The organism is Salmonella sp. 32031103-2018-00083-FB-01-SM-01 (assembly GCF_017571995.1).
Classification (GTDB): Bacteria; Pseudomonadota; Gammaproteobacteria; order Enterobacterales; family Enterobacteriaceae; genus Salmonella; species Salmonella enterica.
Genome location: NZ_JAGEQL010000002.1, coordinates 419,803 through 437,722 on the forward strand (window position 1 = coordinate 419,803; position 17,920 = coordinate 437,722).

Consider the following 17,920-nt stretch of genomic DNA (forward strand, 5'->3'; position numbering starts at 1 on the left):
ATATTCTTGAGAAGGTTTTAAATCTGAATAATCATCTAATAACAATAACTGGCAAAAAGTATTAGAAAATGGCTTCAATCTATCCTTACATATTTTTAAACGGTTTAAATAAAAAAGGTCGAATCAAACTATCCCATTTATGCCTGAACCAACCATATGCTGAAGGAAAGGAAAAATAGTCATCAAACGAAATATCCTTTGTAGCAGCACAGGCTTCATTGAGTGTATTTTTATTTTTGGTTATAACAATTCTAGCACCAGCTAACGTTCTGAATGGCTCTCTATATTCTTCTGTTGTTGTCGATCTACTAATAGCCTCTGCTGCATTCTGGAGAATTTTTGAAACATGTTCAGTAAACTCAATAACAGATTTTTCGAGTTTCATATGTTTTTGGGAAGGTTTGATGTTAATCCCCCTTCGAACAACTCTTTCATAGGAATTAAAAAACGAAAGTTTGATCTTATTCGAATTATCCATAAGACGCAGCAACTCACACACAAATTCATTTTTATTTTTATAACTAATAACTGATTCAGCTCTAACTAACCCTCTGACCATCTCTGTTTCTAGTAACATTACTCTCATTGGTAATGATGTCATTTCGTCAAGAAAATCATTTGCCGCCTGATGCGCTCGCTCAATATTTTTGGCATGCCAAAGCCTCTGAGCAAAATAAATAGCTAGGACTGGTACCACCGCATTTATTAAAGATATGACTTTGTCAAAGTAACTTACACTTTCACTCATGATGCTCCCCTATAATCGAGCACAATATTAGTCTCATCAAAAATAAAATTCAGTAAACATTTGCAATATTCAATATCAATAGATTTTTAGCCATTAATTCAGAAAGTTACATCTACTTGGTGCACCGTAAACTCTTCAGCCCAAGTAAAGATTTTCCCCTCCCTTTTATCATCCGCGCAGAAAACACTACCGCCAGCCATGCAGTAAGTTCGCCATGTATCCGGAAGGCACGAACGGCGCAAATGCGCAGGATACCCGTACCATTCATCCCGCAGGGAAATGCCCTGCGAAGGGTGTTCCCTGCTCATTTACAGGAGAAACACCATGTCGCTTTTCGATAAAAAACCGTCGTTAATGCCGGTGGTTATCGCCCCTGATGTCTGGCAATCCGCTGTGGAATTTCCCGCCGACCCGCAACAGGTGGAAGAACGGTTGGGCAATCTGTTGCTCGCCGTACTGCTGACCCTGCGCACCGCTGGGGCATCCCGCAAGAAAGTCACCTTTACGATCTACTGCCAGCCGCCGCAGGGCGATATGAAAGTCCCTGTCGCATTACCTCTGTCGCTCAACTATCACGGCCACTATGTGCAGGTCTCGATGGCTGAACAGGCATAACCTCTCCCCGCCGAGTCGCTTCCGGATGGAGGCAGCTCCGGATTCTTCCATGAGGATCGCACAATGGACAGAAGCAACGATATCTACCAGAAAGTCACCGACCAGATTATTGCTGAGCTGGAAAACGGCAATGTGCCGTGGATCCGCCCGTGGCGCGATGGCGAGCCGCCGTTCCCGATCAATGCGTTATCCGGTCGTCCGTATCACGGCATCAATGTACCGCTGCTGTGGAACAGTGCCGACAAACAGAGTTTCGCCAGCGACCGCTGGCTGACGTTCCACCAGGTCAGCGCGCTCGGTGGGCAAGTGCGCCGGGGAGAGAAATCCTCTCTGGCGGTGTTGTATCTGCCGCGCACGCAGGAAGAGACCGACGCTCTCGGTCAGCCGTTGCTGGATAAAGACGGCGAGCCGAAGGTGCGGCATTTCGGGATCATTCGGGAATTTCGGCTGTTTAACCTGTCGCAGTGCGACGGCCTGCCGCAGTCGCTGTTCGAGCCGTTTACCCGACCCGCAGAGCCTGTGGAGATGGCCGAAACCATTGCGAAGAATAGCGGCGTGACGCTGCGCCATCGCCGTCAGTCGAAAGCGTATTACAAACCCGCGACCGACCTGGTGATGATGCCGCACCCGCAACAATTTGAAAGCAGCGAGGCGTACTACGCCACGCTGCTGCATGAACTGACGCACGCTACCGGACACACTTCACGCCTCAACCGCCCCGGTATTGCCGGAGCGGAACGCACCGAAGCGCTCTACGCCGCTGAAGAATTAGTGGCGGAGATGGGTAGCGCCTTCCTGTGCGCCCATTGCGGTATTCAGGGCAGGCTCCAGCACGCCAGCTATATCGGCTACTGGCTGGATATTCTGCGCCAAGACAAGCGGGCAGTGAGCCGCGCCAGCGGTATGGCGCGCCACGCCAGTGAATGGCTACTCAACGCTGTACCACAACCCTGTCAGCTTAGCGCCTGACAGCCCACCCGCACGGGGAGCCTTCCCCGTCGGGGAGTTGCTCCCCTTTTTTCTGGAGTGATATATGGGACTCGATCTCTTCTTTTTCGAACGAGCAAAAAACGCGCCCGATGAAAGCCAGTACGCCAGAGTGGGTTATTTCCGCAAGGTAAACCCGTTACTCAAATGGGTGGATAAACACGTTGGACTGGTGCGCAACCAGGTGCTGTTAGAAGTCACCAAAGCACATTTGCAGGCACTTCTGAGTGACCTGCAGAGCCTAACGCCGGATAACTGCGGCGCGGTTTATCCCACGATTGACGGCTTTTTCTATGGATATACCGATTATGGAGAACACTACTGGAAAGATGTCCGCGCCGTCACCATCTGGGTGAAGGGGACGCTTGAGACATTTGATTTTGAACGAGACAGGCTGATGTTTTATGCCTGGTGGTAAGTGGAATGGAGTGGCCGGTTTCGATCGGCCACTTTATTCATCAGAGAGAATGACGCCAAGCCGCTGTGCCATCTGCTGTATTTCGTATCCTGTAGAAACATCATCCGTAAAGCGAACCGTTGAACTGGCGATACGCAGATCTCCCGGTTTGACCCTGTCACCGAACAGCACAAACGCATCACTGTCATCATGCTGCCGCGATTTCCAGACCAGTCCATCGATATCAGAATGCTGAAGATATATTGCCCGTGCCCACAGGCGAGTCTGCGTATACAGCAGCCTTCCGCTCTCGATCAAGTCAGCCTTACTGGTGCCCATGCGATATAGATCCTGCGACTTCAGACTAGCTAGTTGCAGTTTTCTGGTACTGGCAAGTTCCGTGTAGCCCCAGTTTCTGAAAGGCCTGAGGCTGAGAAAGCCTGTCCGTGCTTCGCCGATAAGATCGTGAAACACGGTCTCCGCCAGCGCGCCCTGCAGTGAACCTGCTGCATACAGCCAGGGAACATATTGCCCTGCATCATCCTTAAAGGAACTGAAGCGTGCGCCATATTCCCAAGATTGCAGATCTCTTCCAGGATTAAAACTATCGCCAGACCACTGAAGGGAATGACAGCGGTGCATTCGACTATCCGGCGGCAGAATGACCCTGTTCACCACTATATTGTCCGGAGGCGACGCGATACACGCCACAAGAACCTGCGGCGTACCAAACTCGTTCCTGGCGGATTTATTCTGCGCCATCCCGCATCCGCCCGGCTTCCGCTTCCGCTGCCTGAATAACATTAGACGGATAACGCAGCAACATCTCCTGCGGCATCTTCCCGGCTAACAAATCATTTGAAGTGGCGAACCACTCGGCTATGCCCCATGGGGTTTTCACTTCGGCCAGAATATCCAGAATCACTTTAATCACAGGCAAAGGCCGCAGATTTTCATCCAGCGCATAGCGGGGAAATACCTCGCCCACGCCTTTTTTATATACCGAATAAATACGGCCTGCACGCTTCCACTTGCTGGGTTGTGAAGAAGGATTCAGCGCAGAAAACCCCGCCAGTTGCGCGATTTCACGCGCGGTCAGCCAGCCTTCGTCAACCAGCCTTGCTCTTGCTTGCGCCAGCCTTTCCTCGTCGACAAGGCCATGTAAACCTTTTTCCTGTGGTTCTGTTTCCAGAGCCGTTTTAAACAATGACAGCAGAGTTTCAACATTGCCAGATTTCACAGTCCTGCGTTTATTCTTCAGCGCTTCTGTCGCACGCAGCAATGTTTCAAGCTGGTGTTGCAGCGCATCAATGCTGCTGTCCACCTCTTTAACGATCAGTTCCACCGTGTAAGTCTGGTCCTGTTTGCGTACGCCCTGATGTTTATCCCGCGCAAAAGAGAGGCGTACGTCTCCACCATCGACCACTACACGTCCGGCGTCTTTCTTCATTCTTACTGCTGTTCCGTGTGCCATAACGCATACCTCGCATCTCTTGATCTAACCAGGATAACCTTACTAACCAATATAACTATCAGTTCAAAATTTGTCCATCCACGTATCAATATGCGTATGCTAAATATTCAACGCGAGTGATAAAAACTTACTGTATGGAAAAGGCCCAAAGGGAGAAACTGCAAAGGAAGGGCGACAAGGGCAAAGGGGCCTGCCCGGAAAGGGGAAATATGCTGAAGTGGCTACAAGTACCATCCCAGAGTCAGCAACCTGCGCCAGACGCTGCGCTGCCGGAGGGCTGGTTTGCGCCACTATCCGCAGAACAGTTGCTGGCGACGCCGTTTCGACAGTCCTATTTGCACCAGTTACGGCAACTGACCCCACTGCCGGATACCCTTTTCGATAGCTGGATCCTCACTGCGATTTACCGCTTCGCCGCACTGGTGCAGCTTCTACCCGCCTCACAAAGCCATCACCATTATATTCCCGGTGGGCTACTGGATCATTCGCTGGAGGTTGCCTGCAACGCCATCCGACTGCGCCAGGGTTATCTGCTGCCACCGGAAGCGGGTGCCGAAGAACAGGCCCGGCAGGCCAGCGCATGGACTGTCACAGTGGTCTGCGCGGCATTGCTGCACGATACAGGAAAAATCGCCGTAGATATGGAGGTTCATCAACGTGATGGTACCCGCTGGCATCCGTGGCAGGATAATCTGACACAGCCTTATCGCTGGCAATACCAGAGCTACGGTCGCGACTATCATCTACATCCTGCCGCTGGCGCAATGCTGATTAATCAGTTGATACCCTCGCCATTACTGAACTGGCTGGCCGGATACCCGGCGGCTTTTGCGTCCCTGATTTATCAGCTCACCGGACACTACGAACGGGTTGGCGCACTGGCTGAACTGGTGCAGCAGGCCGATAAAGCCTCTGTCGCCCGATACCTCGGCGGCAATATCAAAACCGCGCTGGCGCAAAAGCCCTCGTCCTTCCCCCAGCAGCTTCTTTCCGCCTTGCGTTCGCTGGTACAGAACGAGTACCGGCTCAATAATCCCGAATGCGGATCCGATGGCTGGCTGACGGAGGATGCGCTGTGGCTTATCAGCAAAACCACCGCCGACCGGGTCCGCGCCTGGCTGCTCCAGCATGGCGTATCCAGCGTGCCGGAAAACAATAACCGCCTGTTTGACGAACTGTTGACGCATCAGCTTATCGTTGCCAATGAGGATAAAGCGATCTGGCGCTGCATTATCCGATCGGATAAGGGCTGGTCGCCCGTTGAACCACTGACGCTGCTGCACCTGACACCGTCTGCAATATGGGAGCCAGGCGAACAACGTCCCGCCTGTTTTGCCGGTGATGTGACGCCGGTAAGCGAAGCTGAACCCATCCCTGAACTTAGCGCCCCCACTCAACCGCTACCGGAGATAGCAGACGACCCGAGACTTGTTGACAATAATAATTTCCTGCAGTGGCTGAAGAACCACACCAGCCCTTCAGCCACGGTGAATACCCGAAACGGCAAGGTACATGTGGTGGAAAACCATCTTTTCTTGATTTCACCGGGGATCTTTAAGTTATACGCATCAGAAACAACAGGTGATACCGGTGACGGCTGGAAGCTGGCGCAACGAATGTTTCAGGAGTCAGGGCTGGCCCTGCGCTGTAATGATGACAGTTTTATCTGGACCTGCGAGGTTCGCGCGCCACAAAAGAAAAGTAGTCAGTTGAAAGGGTTTCTGATGGCGGATCCTGGGCTGGTGCTTGGAGAGAAAATGCCGGTGAATAACCCGTGGCTGAAGTTGTTATTAAATAATTAGTTAACTATTACTAAATAAACTTCATCAAATGCCAAAAATGACTCAACAATTGAATATAAGGACATCTCCAGTTAATTACAATTTATAACCAGTAAAATAGTTATAAACATTCCATTGCTCCTCACTATTAATCAGAGAGAACCTTAATTAAAAATCAGGAGAGGCTTGGTTAATTACTAACTTATACTCTGACAAGCCGAATTTTCCCAAAACAGGGGTACATTCAGCCACACCACGAAAACTTATATCCTGCCCATGAACCTCTGAATCTTTTCTATGAGTACCACTTGCATTTCCCACTAGGGCTACTTGTAGAGTACTTTCAAATATAACACTAGATATTTCAACATAAACATCGTCAAAAATAGTATCGGTTTCAGCCATCGCTGAATTGACAGCTGGTTCATCGAGAATAATTGAAATGTTGTTATTTAAATCATCATAAATTTTTTCTGCAATTGATTCTCCAGATAAGAAGTTAAAACCCAACTGTTGCATGACCATGGAAACATGCTCAAAAATAATATTTGTGTTTATGTACTCACTAGTTACGCCTTCATTAGCAATAATGAAATCAAATCGTTTAGTTAAATAATCAGAATCATGATAAATGTAAATGCACTTTCTAGAATTCTCATTATTAAAAGCAGAATCATTAATCAAAGAATAGAAATTATCATATCCAAAAACGGCTGCAATACAATCACTCAATCCATTCAATGAGATAGTAATTTCATCATTTCCTAAACTAGAGGACAGAGATTCCATTAAACCATAAGAGAATGGAAACCTATTTGATGCTAATACAGCATTATGAACTGCGATACTTTCTTGATGTTTTAATTTATCTCTTTCCTCTTGACGTACTTTTTTTTCGTAATCAATCTTAGCAGAGTCATTTTCAATTTTATATTTTTCTAACTCTATACTTTTAATCTCTAACTGTTTTTTACTGGATTCTGTTTTGTTCTGAATATATTTTGTAAGATGCATCCGGCGAGTAAGATGATCCTCTTCAACTCTTAGATCCAGCTCAACCTCTTTAGCTAAAAAATTTTTCTCTGGATCTGAACGGAGAATTAATTTATTTAACTCTTTTTGTTTTTCTGATTTCTCTATATCTATAGAAACTACTTGCTCATATTGCTTAATAATATTTTGCTTTTGTATCCCTCTTATCCAGAGAGACACCCAAGGAAATACAAATATATACATCCCGGTAAGCACTACAGGTAAGATAAATAAATCAATATCTAAAACGATCAGCTTGGGGATATTAAAAACCGACATCATTCCTGTAAATTCGGCCACTCGTTCATTTACTGAGCCCTTCCCCCAAAAAAGTATAGCTAACTTATCCCAATTACATAAAGACCAACTAATAACAAATGCTCCAATTATAGGGTCTGTCACTTTACTTTTAATATTACCTGTAATGGATTTCCAAATGTCATCTAATATTTGCATTTTGATCTCATAAATAAAATTCTTTATAGTATACACAATATACTGACGGGAACCAAGAATAATTTTAAAGCGTTAAATACTTTCAAAACCAAAAAATAATGAATTAAAGAGCACGTTGTAAAAATATACTAAAAGACTACTTTAACCTCTTATTTTAAATTTAAAAAATAAATTTTATATTTTTATTACAGTAATTATCACAACCATATTAAAATATATAAAATTTGAGAAATTCAAATTTTCCATGGGAAGATACCATTTTCATTGTTAAAAAAACGAAAACTTTTGGTAGCAAACGGCATCTTTATATTTAAGAGCCTTTAACTGATGACAATTGAATCATTAAATCATCAAAAAGAAATTATGATTTAACCAGTATAAATCGCTACAGTTGAAATGTTGCGTGTCATGAGATCGATGACAATTACGATTAAGCACTACTAATTTCCGACGACATTGAATCATTAAAAAATGCTCTTACACGCATATCGAAAAGTATAGTTATAAATATAAAACCCTAGCAGGCACGCAATAGCACGTGCCATCTAAAAAATATAACTTCAAGACTGAAGTCAAAACCTTCAAAACCTTCAAAACCTTCAAAACCTTCAAAACCTTCAAAACCTTCAAAACCTTCAAAACCTTCAAAACCTTCAAAACCTTCAAAACCTTCAAAACCTTCAAAACCTTCAAAACCTTACAGGCAATGATGAATCTATATCACGAATATTATAAGTTTTATTATAATATGATAGTTCAAATCTTCCTTCTAAATGTTTCCAAAATGCCTTAGGTATACCCCGACTCAGCTTGATAATATTTATTAAAGACGAAAGGTCAACAACTTGTACTTTACAGCCTGTTTCATCATATATTTTATTAGTTAATTCATTAAAGCTTGGTTCTTGATCAAGATAGATTAACTCAATGACGACTATAAAGATATGTATATTATTGCTACTGTCAATTACATTTGTATTTTCCACTCCAATATTTACTTCCACCCCAGAGTGACAGAGTTTAGATACTCCTTCGACTTGAGATATGGCTTTTTTTATCAGTTTACTTGTTCCTGACTCTCGTCTGAAACTGTTTGTTAACCTACCTTTCTCTATTATCGCACTTGCTTTTGACTCAATAAGTAAAATATTATTGTTATCAAAAACTGCAATGTCAGTAAACTCCCTATCCTTATTGCCTTCTCTAATCATTGGACTACTTACTACATTATTCATAAATAGATATGATAATGCATATTTTATCATGTCCTCTTGTATGTACCCTTCACTACCATTTTTACCATCAAAAAGATCATAATAAATCTTATTCACTACAGACTCATGGGCTCCAATCAATAAGCTTTTTATTGCATATAATTCCAGAGAACACGAGGCAATTGATGTTGGCAGAGATGAGGATGATTCATATGAATCATGTAACGCTTTGAAACACGATTCTGTTACTGCATGGCCTATGAAGAAATCCTTAACCGTTGTAAACCCCTTGTTTTTAAGAATTTTAAGTTTTTCGATGAATTCTAGAGGTAAATTAGTAGCACATGAAATAGCTGGATGACTAAAATCATCATAAAATGCTATCTCAATTCTTTTCTTCTCAAGTAATTTATTAAGACCTTTTATTTCTATTTTATCTCTAATGGGATAAACATACATGCTGGGATTATCTTCTACATCATGAACAGTCACCCCGATTGTTAAATATCTATTCGGAATTTCGGTAAACATAAAATGAAGGTCTACCTTAGCTCCTAATAATATTGATTTAAGAATCATAAGCGGAAGCTTACAAACTAATCCGACCGCCTTCGAATCAGGAGCATAATCAACCCAAAACCCTACACTCTCTGCACTTAGATATCTGCTTATTTTACTATTAGGTATAAACATACTTGAGCCCACACATTAAAATAATGAATCATATATTAAATAAAAAATACTTTATTACATAGAAAAATTACAATATTTAATTCCTCAGGAGCTAATTTAACTGATTATACCGCCCTGTAATCATCACTCAACCTCATCCTGAGCCGCCAGCAGAACCAGCTCGGACTTTGACACCAGCAAATCTTTCGGCTTCCCACCTCTCAACCTGCGATTAGCCGAGCCAAACCAGATAGCCAGTCCCCACGGCGTTTTGCGTTCCTTGAACAGCGAGAGTATCAACCTGACAACCTTGAGAGGTCGCGCTTTCTCATCCAGAACATAATCCGGATACAAATCCTCCCCGTCGACCTTCAGCGAGAATATCTTCCCGGCCGCTTTCCAGCCTTTCGGGCCAGCATCAGGATCGGCGGAACGAAAACCCGCTTTTGCCGATAACTCAGACGCTGTCAGCCATTCCGAGTCGGCCAGTATTCTGGCTTTCAGCTCTTCTAGCTGCCGGTCATTGCGCTCCTGGAAGCTCATATGGTCGAGTGTGCCTCCCGGCGACTTTTTAAAGCCATACGGCACCACATGCCTGAACCGGTTTGCATCCAGATAATCCGCCCACCACTGCATCATCTCCCGGCGCTCTTCGAGATGCTGCGCCTTATGGATATACGCCGCCCGCACGCGCTTGCGCTCCTGATGGCTCATCTGGCGCTCTACCGCGTCGCTTGACCACAGGCCCGACTCCACTAGCGCGCTACAGGCCATAGTGCGAAAACCGTGGCCGCAGACGTCTTTCTGGGTGTCGTAGCCCATCACCCGCAACGCTTTGTTGATGGTGTTTTCGCTCATTGGTTTGCGGTAATTGTGATCGCCGGGGAACATCAGTTCAGTTCCCGGTCGGCAATGCTGCCGCACTTCGTGCAGCAGTTCGATGGCCTGACGTGACAATGGGACCAGGTGTGGGGAGTGCATCTTCGCCCCACGCGCTGAATATTTAACGCCGGGGATCGGCTCACGCTCGGCGGGGATTGTCCACATGGCGTTACGCAGGTCAATTTCATCCCAGCGGGCAAAGCGCAGTTCGCTGGAGCGGATAAACAGCAGCAGCGCCAGCTTTACCGCCAGTTGAGTCAGTTGACGGCCTTTGTAATCGTCGATTCTTTCCAGGAAATCAGGGATAAGATTCAGATCCAGTGCAGGGTGGTGACGCACTTTGGGCGTGGAAACCGCGCCGGTTAAATCTGATGCAGGGTTATGATCGATAATGCCGTTCTGGACGGCATAGCGCATCACGCAGGCAGTGCGCTGCTGAAGCCGGGAAGCAACATCCAGTTTGCCCGCCTTCTCCACCTCTTTGATGGGCACCAGCAGATCTTTAACCTTCAGTTTGGTGATGTCACAACTACCGTTCGTGGGAAAGACGTAAAGCTCAAAATAACGCAGCACCCGCTTCATATGTTCCGCCGACCAGTTTATGTTACTGGAGACCCATTCTCGCGCCACGGACTCGAACGTATAAAGGGGCTCTCCACCCCGCTTGTCCTCTCTGCGTTTTTCCGCCGGATTAATGCCTTCTAAAATAAGCCTTCTTATATCCGCTTGCTTCTCCCTTGCCAGAGCGAGAGAAATGAGCGGATAAGGGCCTAATGCCATACGGTTCTCTTTGTTTCCAAAGCGAAATTTCAGATACCACAGCTTAGATCCGCTGGGGTTCACCTGAATGTAAAGACCGTGACAGTCAGAGAGCCTGTATGCCTTGCCAAGCGGCCTGGCATGCCGGATTGCGAGATCTGTAAGCGCCATTCGGGGGTCACTCCTCTATCGAACCGGGTTTGCCCCCTTTTTTGCCCCCAAATCACCTGGATGTCAATGGATAAAAAACGACCAACACGGAAAGACCATAAAATTAAAATGGTTATTATCGAAAAATAAATTATCTTTGAATTACAGACGGATATGGACGAATTTGGACGTAAATGGACACAAAAAAAGCCACCCTTAGGTAGCTAATTATTGCATCACTTGGTGCCGAAGGCCGGACTCGAACCGGCACGTATTTCTACGGTTGATTTTGAATCAACTGCGTCTACCGATTTCGCCACTTCGGCACTGAAGAGGTATGCGGAAAACGTTGTGGATTATACCTGTCATACGCCGCCATGCAAGCACGAGCATACACCTGTATCGCTAAGTGCTGAAAATTTCAGCAGCGTTGAGTATTAAATAGAATAATCAGGCTACTTCCCGCCTTCTCCAGCAGATTAACGCCAGGCGTCCCTTGCCTCCATGCTCTACACTTTTCAGTTCAACACCACATTAAGGGAAGCACAATGACGATAATAAAAAGCTACGCCGCCAAAGAGGCGGGCGGCGAGCTCGAACTCTATGAATATGACGCGGGAGAACTCCAACCGGAAGATGTCGAGGTACGGGTCGACTACTGCGGGATCTGCCATTCCGATCTGTCGATGATCGACAATGAATGGGGGTTCTCTCAATACCCTCTGGTTGCCGGACATGAGGTCATTGGTCGGGTGGCCGCACTCGGCAGCGCGGCACAGGATAAGGGGCTAAAAGTCGGCCAGCGCGTTGGAATCGGCTGGACGGCGCGCAGCTGCGGACACTGCGATGCCTGTATCAGCGGCAATCAAATTAACTGCCTGGAAGGCGCAGTGCCCACTATCCTCAATCGTGGCGGTTTTGCCGAGAAGCTTCGCGCGGGCTGGCAGTGGGTAATTCCTCTTCCGGAGAATATGGATATGGCGTCCGCAGGCCCGCTGTTATGTGGCGGCATTACGGTCTTTAAACCGCTACTGATGCACCATATTACTGCTACCAGCCGCGTTGGCGTCATCGGTATTGGCGGGCTTGGGCATATCGCCATAAAGCTGTTACATGCAATGGGCTGCGAAGTCACCGCGTTCAGCTCAAATCCATCGAAAGAGCAGGAAGTGCTGGCGATGGGGGCCAATAACGTGGTGAACAGCCGCGATCCGGAAGCGTTAAAAGCACTGGCGGGCCAGTTCGATCTCATTATTAACACGGTCAACGTCGATCTCGACTGGCAGCCCTACTTCGAAGCGCTGACGTATGGCGGCAACTTCCATACCGTTGGGGCCGTATTGAAGCCGCTGCCCGTACCGGCGTTTACATTAATTGCCGGCGATCGCAGTATCTCAGGCTCGGCAACCGGAACGCCATATGAACTTCGCAAACTGATGAAATTCGCCGGACGCAGCAAAGTCGCGCCCACCACGGAACTGTTCGCAATGTCACAAATCAACGAGGCTATCCAGCACGTTCGCGACGGCAAAGCCCGCTATCGTGTAGTGCTAAAAGCTGACTTCTGACCGCCTGACTCAGCGCTTTGACAATGATCAGGAAGCGCTGAGTGCCTGACGAAAAGCCTGTACAGCCAGTCGGCACTGCTCCGTCACGTGCTCGATGTCATGATTAACATCGATACGCGCAATATCATGTTCATCGGCACAGGGTCGCTCCAGCGCGTCAAACTGACTTTGCAGCAGGTCTGGCGGCATAAAATGCCCGGCACGACGCTGCATTCGCTGCAGAATGGTGGCGTAATCGCCATCCAGCCACAGGAAATGTACGTTAGGGCTGCTCTTACGTAAAATATCGCGGTACTGTTTTTTTAATGACGAGCAGACAATAAATCCCGTCTCATTTTTTTTATAAAGACTGTATGAAGCGTCATTTAATCGTTCCAGCCAGGGTAAACGGTCTTCATCAGTTAACGGTATTCCCTGAGACATTTTATCAATGTTTTTCGCCGGATGGAGATCATCGCCGTCAATAAACTTCGCAGAAAATAATGTTGCAATTTTGCTGCCTATTAAAGATTTACCACTACCTGAAACACCCATTAAAATATAGCTTTCCCCGGCCATTTAAATACCTCTGAGTCATATTCCACACCACAATATTACGCCTCTACGTTCGACAATTTCACGTTTTTTAATTTCCATAGAGAAGAACTCTAAGGCACATCACGTTATGCGTAACATTGTAGTGTAACAATTTTCCAGCGTGACATAAGTCACAAATAATGACAAATAAAACCGCTTAAATGCGTTCAGGGTAACTACCTGACCAGTGAGGAATTTATGGAAGTAAAAACTCAATCCTGCGTTGTTGCGGGTAAGCGTGCTGTTGCCGTTACGGAACAAAATATTGAATGGAATAATAAAGGAACACTCGTACAAATTACCCGAGGCGGCATTTGTGGGTCTGACTTACATTATTATCAGGAAGGCAAAGTCGGCAATTTTACAGTAAAAGCGCCAATGATTTTAGGTCATGAAGTGATTGGCAAAATCGTTCATAGCGACTCAGATTTATTACGTGAAGGACAACCGGTAGCGATTAATCCATCGAAGCCTTGCGGTCATTGCAAATACTGTCTGCAGCATGAAGAAAACCACTGTACTGAAATGCGTTTCTTTGGCAGCGCCATGTATTTTCCGCATGTCGATGGCGGTTTTACCCGATTTAAAGCTGTCGATACCGTTCAGTGCATTCCCTGGCCGGAACAGGCAGACGAAAAAGCCATGGCCTTTGCCGAACCGCTGGCGGTTGCCATTCATGCGGCTCATGAGGCGGGCGATCTGCAAGGCAAACGCGTCTTTATCTCCGGCGTTGGCCCTATCGGCTGCCTGATTGTTAGCGCGGTAAAAACGCTGGGCGCAGCGGAAGTGGCATGTGCTGATATCAGTACCCGTTCTCTCTCGCTGGCCCGGCAGATGGGCGCGGATACGCTGGTAAACCCACAGCATGACTCTCTTGATGGCTGGAAAGCAGAAAAAGGGTATTTCGATATCAGTTTTGAAGTCTCCGGGCATCCTTCCTCAATCTCAACGTGTCTGGAAGTCACACGGGCAAAAGGCGTGATGGTGCAGGTTGGCATGGGCGGCGCAGTCCCCAACTTCCCGATGATGATGGTAATAAGCAAAGAGATCTCCCTGAAAGGCTCTTTCCGCTTTACTACCGAATTTAATACTGCGGTTTCCTGGCTTGCCAACCGCGTTATCAATCCGCTGCCGTTACTGAGCGCGGAATATCCATTTACCGACCTGGAAGCGGCGCTGATCTTTGCCGGAGACAAAACACAGGCGGCAAAAGTTCAGCTCGTTTTCTGAGAAAGTAAAATAAGGGACACTATCATGAACGATCTTTTTTCACTGGCAGGTAAAAATATCCTTATCACCGGAGCCGCTCAGGGAATTGGTTATTTGCTGGCAACCGGTCTTGGTCGCTATGGCGCGCGCATTATTGTTAACGATATTACCCCGGAGCGCGCCGAAACAGCCGTGACGAAACTTCAGCAGGAAGGGATAAAGGCTATTGCCGCTCCCTTTAATGTCACCCATAAACAGGATATTGAAGCTGCGGTTGAACATATCGAAAAAGATATCGGCGTCATTGACGTCCTGATAAATAACGCCGGTATCCAGCGCCGTCATCCGTTTACTGAGTTTCCCGAGCAGGAGTGGAATGACGTCATCGCCGTAAATCAGACCGCGGTTTTTCTCGTCTCTCAGGCCGTTACGCGCCGTATGGTGGCGCGGCAGGCAGGAAAAGTGATCAACATCTGTTCGATGCAAAGCGAGCTGGGCCGCGACACGATTACGCCATACGCCGCGTCGAAGGGTGCCGTGAAGATGCTGACTCGCGGCATGTGCGTGGAGCTGGCGCGTCATAATATCCAGGTCAACGGTATTGCGCCGGGATACTTCAAAACGGAGATGACCAAAGCGCTGGTTGAAGATGAAGCCTTCACCTCCTGGCTATGCAAACGTACGCCTGCCGCACGCTGGGGCGATCCCCAGGAGCTTATTGGCGCAGCGGTGTTTCTCTCGTCAAAAGCCTCCGACTTTGTTAACGGACATCTGCTGTTTGTCGATGGCGGTATGCTGGTTGCCGTCTGACCAGGGAAATACGACGCAGCGCGTAAGCGCTGCTATTTTGGCGCTAATAAGAGAGACGAATATGCCATTAATAATTATTGCGGCAGGCGTTGCGCTGCTGTTGGTCTTAATGATTGGCTTTAAAGTTAACGGCTTTATCGCCCTTGTTCTGGTTGCCGCCGTGGTGGGATTTGCCGAAGGGATGGGCGCGCAAGACGTCCTGCACTCCATACAAAACGGAATTGGCGGTACTCTGGGCGGACTCGCCATGATCCTCGGTTTTGGCGCGATGCTGGGAAGATTAATTTCCGATACCGGCGCCGCGCAGCGCATTGCGACGACGCTCATTAATACGTTCGGCAAAAAACGCGTGCAATGGGCGCTGGTGATCACCGGGCTTATCGTCGGCCTGGCAATGTTTTTTGAAGTCGGATTCGTACTGCTGTTGCCGCTCGTTTTTACGATTGTGGCCTCATCGGGACTGCCCTTGCTGTATGTCGGGGTTCCAATGGTCGCCGCCTTATCCGTTACGCACTGCTTCCTGCCGCCGCATCCCGGCCCTACCGCTATTGCGACAATTTTTGAGGCAAATCTCGGTACGACCCTGCTGTATGGGTTAATCATTACCATACCGACCGTGATTGTTGCCGGCCCTCTGTTTTCAAAATTGCTGGCGCGCTTTGAGAAAGCGCCGCCTGAAGGATTATTTAATCCTCACCTATTCAGTGAAGAGGAGATGCCGTCATTCTGGAACAGTATTTTTGCCGCCGTGATCCCGGTCATTCTGATGGCCATCGCAGCGGTATGTGAAATCACGCTGCCAAAAACGAATGCCGTGCGGGTTTTCTTCGAATTTATTGGTAATCCAGCAGTGGCGTTGTTTATTGCCATTATCATCGCCATTTTTACGCTGGGCCGACGCAACGGACGTACGGTTGAGCAGGTGATGGATATCGTCGGCGAGTCCATTGGCGCTATTGCGATGATTGTTTTTATCATCGCGGGCGGCGGCGCGTTTAAGCAAGTGCTGGTGGATAGCGGCGTGGGCCAATATATCTCGCAATTAATGACCGGCACATCGCTATCTCCGTTATTAATGTGCTGGACGGTAGCCGCCGTGCTGCGTATTGCGTTAGGTTCCGCGACCGTGGCCGCGATAACCACAGCGGGCGTCGTATTGCCGATTATTAACGTAACCCACGCCGATCCGGCGTTAATGGTACTGGCGACAGGCGCAGGAAGCGTTATTGCATCACATGTTAACGATCCCGGTTTTTGGCTATTTAAAGGGTATTTTAATCTTAGCGTCGGGGAAACCCTACGCACCTGGACCGTTATGGAAACATTGATTTCTGTCATGGGATTGCTGGGCGTACTGGCGCTGAATGCGGTTCTGCATTAATTCATCATCCGCAGCCCAATTAACCATGGGGGCGACGTTCCCGCCCCCGGTACTGGAGAAAACATGAGGAATCACAGAATTTCTTTGCAGGATATCGCTACGCTTGCAGGCGTGACAAAAATGACGGTGAGCCGTTACATCCGCTCGCCGAAAAAAGTCGCCAGGGAAACCGGCGAGCGTATTGCGCAGATCATGGAGGAAATTAACTACATACCAAATCGCGCGCCAGCTATGCTGTTAAACGCGCAAAGTTACACTCTGGGCGTGCTGATCCCCTCTTTTCAGAACCAGTTGTTTGCCGACATTCTTGCCGGGATTGAATCCGTAACGTCGGGTCATAACTACCAAACTCTCATTGCGAATTACAATTACAATCGCGATTCGGAAGAAGAGTCCGTTATCAATTTACTGTCTTACAATATCGACGGCATTATTCTTTCAGAAAAATATCATACCCTCAGAACCGTCAAATTCCTGCGCTCAGCTACCCTTCCGATTGTAGAACTCATGGATATCCAGGGCGATCGCTTAGATATGGAGGTGGGGTTTGATAACCGTCAGGCCGCCTTTGATATGGTCAGCACCATGCTGGATAAACGCCAGCGGCGTAAAATCCTCTATCTGGGTTCAAAAGACGATATCCGTGATGAGCAGCGTTATCATGGCTACTGCGATGCGATGACGCGCCGGGGGCTGGCGCCGTTGCGCATCAATCCCCGCGCTATCTCCTCTATCCATCTGGGGATACAGCTAATGCGTGATGCGCTTACTGCGCACCCGGACGTGGATGGCGTCTTTTGTACAAATGACGATATCGCAATGGGCGCTCTACTGTGGTGCCGCGAGCGTCAACTGGCCGTACCGGAGCAGATCTCCATCGCCGGCTTCCACGGTCTGGAGATGGGCAGGCAAATGATACCGAGCCTCGCCAGCGTAATTACCCCTCGTTTTGAGATCGGGCGCAGGGCCGCGCAGATGTTGCTCAACAAAATTAAAAATAACGATCTCAACCATAATACGATTGATTTGGGTTATCAGATTTATCACGGCAACACATTATAAATTTTTGAACTACTTTTTCCCGCAGCTTGCCTGAGCTTAACGCGTAGCCAAAAGCGCCACGCGTCAGGTTACGCGCTACATCATTCGAGGAATACCAGGCGGTCTGCCGGATGGCGACGGAAAGGACTTATCAGGCCTACGGATCCT

At 47.6% G+C, this 17,920-nt stretch carries 16 protein-coding genes, 1 tRNA gene and 1 pseudogene; 9 read left to right on the forward strand and 9 right to left on the reverse strand.

From position 1 onward, the window contains the following. Positions 1–85: 85 nt before the first annotated feature. Positions 86–748 (reverse strand): hypothetical protein, encoded by a 663-nt coding sequence (locus J4614_RS08340; protein WP_058668493.1) that lies wholly within the window; start codon positions 746–748, stop codon positions 86–88. 324 nt (positions 749–1,072) lie between these two features. Here J4614_RS08340 and J4614_RS08345 point away from each other — a divergent pair, with 324 nt between their 5' ends. From J4614_RS08345 to J4614_RS08355, 3 genes are all read left to right on the forward strand, one after another. Further along, positions 1,073–1,363, forward strand: coding sequence for a hypothetical protein (locus tag J4614_RS08345; protein ID WP_025713656.1), 291 nt, complete (start codon positions 1,073–1,075; stop codon positions 1,361–1,363). 63 nt (positions 1,364–1,426) lie between these two features. Beyond that, positions 1,427–2,332, forward strand: a complete 906-nt coding sequence (locus tag J4614_RS08350) for a zincin-like metallopeptidase domain-containing protein (RefSeq protein ID WP_208293133.1) — start codon at positions 1,427–1,429, stop codon at positions 2,330–2,332. Positions 2,333–2,396: 64 nt separating this feature from the next. Beyond that, a complete protein-coding gene (locus J4614_RS08355; protein ID WP_138019740.1) occupies positions 2,397–2,768 on the forward strand; it encodes a hypothetical protein in 372 nt (123 codons plus the stop codon). Between the two features lie 33 nt (positions 2,769–2,801). On the opposite strand, the gene J4614_RS08360 is transcribed toward J4614_RS08355, so the two are convergent. Both J4614_RS08360 and J4614_RS08365 read right to left on the reverse strand, forming a co-directional pair. Continuing rightward, positions 2,802–3,509 (reverse strand): RES family NAD+ phosphorylase, encoded by a 708-nt coding sequence (locus J4614_RS08360; protein WP_087650941.1) that lies wholly within the window; start codon positions 3,507–3,509, stop codon positions 2,802–2,804. Beyond that, the gene (locus tag J4614_RS08365) at positions 3,496–4,221 is read right to left on the reverse strand and encodes a hypothetical protein (RefSeq protein WP_208293134.1); all 726 of its coding nucleotides are present in this window, start codon (positions 4,219–4,221) and stop codon (positions 3,496–3,498) included. The genes J4614_RS08360 and J4614_RS08365 overlap by 14 nt, the downstream gene beginning before the upstream one ends. Before the next feature lie 209 nt (positions 4,222–4,430). Here J4614_RS08365 and mobH point away from each other — a divergent pair, with 209 nt between their 5' ends. Next, complete coding sequence (mobH, locus tag J4614_RS08370; protein WP_138019741.1) at positions 4,431–6,023, forward strand: MobH family relaxase; 1,593 nt, start codon at positions 4,431–4,433, stop codon at positions 6,021–6,023. A 147-nt stretch (positions 6,024–6,170) separates the two neighbouring features. Here mobH and J4614_RS08375 read toward each other — a convergent pair whose 3' ends face one another. The 5 genes and pseudogenes from J4614_RS08375 to J4614_RS08395 form a co-directional block, all read right to left on the reverse strand. Further along, positions 6,171–7,490: a hypothetical protein gene (locus tag J4614_RS08375; protein WP_094888275.1), complete on the reverse strand. Its 1,320-nt coding sequence runs from the start codon at positions 7,488–7,490 to the stop codon at positions 6,171–6,173. A gap of 689 nt (positions 7,491–8,179) precedes the next feature. Continuing rightward, positions 8,180–9,397 (reverse strand): hypothetical protein, encoded by a 1,218-nt coding sequence (locus J4614_RS08385; RefSeq protein ID WP_138019742.1) that lies wholly within the window; start codon positions 9,395–9,397, stop codon positions 8,180–8,182. A 123-nt stretch (positions 9,398–9,520) separates the two neighbouring features. Next, positions 9,521–10,840, reverse strand: a complete 1,320-nt coding sequence (locus tag J4614_RS08390; RefSeq protein ID WP_347238728.1) for a site-specific integrase — start codon at positions 10,838–10,840, stop codon at positions 9,521–9,523. A 63-nt stretch (positions 10,841–10,903) separates the two neighbouring features. Next, positions 10,904–11,188: pseudogene (locus J4614_RS22060) on the reverse strand (Arm DNA-binding domain-containing protein); the annotation flags it as partial. A gap of 220 nt (positions 11,189–11,408) precedes the next feature. Next, a tRNA-Leu gene (locus J4614_RS08395) sits at positions 11,409–11,493 on the reverse strand. Positions 11,494–11,715: 222 nt separating this feature from the next. On the opposite strand from J4614_RS08395, the gene J4614_RS08400 reads away from it, so the two are divergent. Next, on the forward strand, positions 11,716–12,735 hold the full coding sequence (locus J4614_RS08400) for an NAD(P)-dependent alcohol dehydrogenase (RefSeq protein WP_000152558.1): 1,020 nt from the start codon (positions 11,716–11,718) through the stop codon (positions 12,733–12,735). Between the two features lie 27 nt (positions 12,736–12,762). On the opposite strand, the gene idnK is transcribed toward J4614_RS08400, so the two are convergent. Further along, positions 12,763–13,293 (reverse strand): gluconokinase, encoded by a 531-nt coding sequence (gene idnK, locus J4614_RS08405; RefSeq protein WP_000896756.1) that lies wholly within the window; start codon positions 13,291–13,293, stop codon positions 12,763–12,765. A 216-nt stretch (positions 13,294–13,509) separates the two neighbouring features. Here idnK and idnD point away from each other — a divergent pair, with 216 nt between their 5' ends. From idnD to J4614_RS08425, 4 genes are all read left to right on the forward strand, one after another. Then, the gene (gene idnD / locus J4614_RS08410; RefSeq protein ID WP_195700704.1) at positions 13,510–14,541 is read left to right on the forward strand and encodes an L-idonate 5-dehydrogenase; all 1,032 of its coding nucleotides are present in this window, start codon (positions 13,510–13,512) and stop codon (positions 14,539–14,541) included. 24 nt (positions 14,542–14,565) lie between these two features. After that, positions 14,566–15,330 carry a gluconate 5-dehydrogenase gene (idnO, locus tag J4614_RS08415; RefSeq protein WP_000998688.1) on the forward strand — a complete coding sequence of 255 codons (765 nt, stop codon included), beginning with the start codon at positions 14,566–14,568 and terminating at the stop codon, positions 15,328–15,330. A 61-nt stretch (positions 15,331–15,391) separates the two neighbouring features. Continuing rightward, positions 15,392–16,711 carry a gnt-II system L-idonate transporter gene (gene idnT / locus J4614_RS08420; RefSeq protein ID WP_001128356.1) on the forward strand — a complete coding sequence of 440 codons (1,320 nt, stop codon included), beginning with the start codon at positions 15,392–15,394 and terminating at the stop codon, positions 16,709–16,711. 63 nt (positions 16,712–16,774) lie between these two features. Continuing rightward, positions 16,775–17,773: a LacI family DNA-binding transcriptional regulator gene (locus J4614_RS08425; RefSeq protein WP_001244064.1), complete on the forward strand. Its 999-nt coding sequence runs from the start codon at positions 16,775–16,777 to the stop codon at positions 17,771–17,773. The last annotated feature ends 147 nt before the right edge of the window (positions 17,774–17,920 follow it).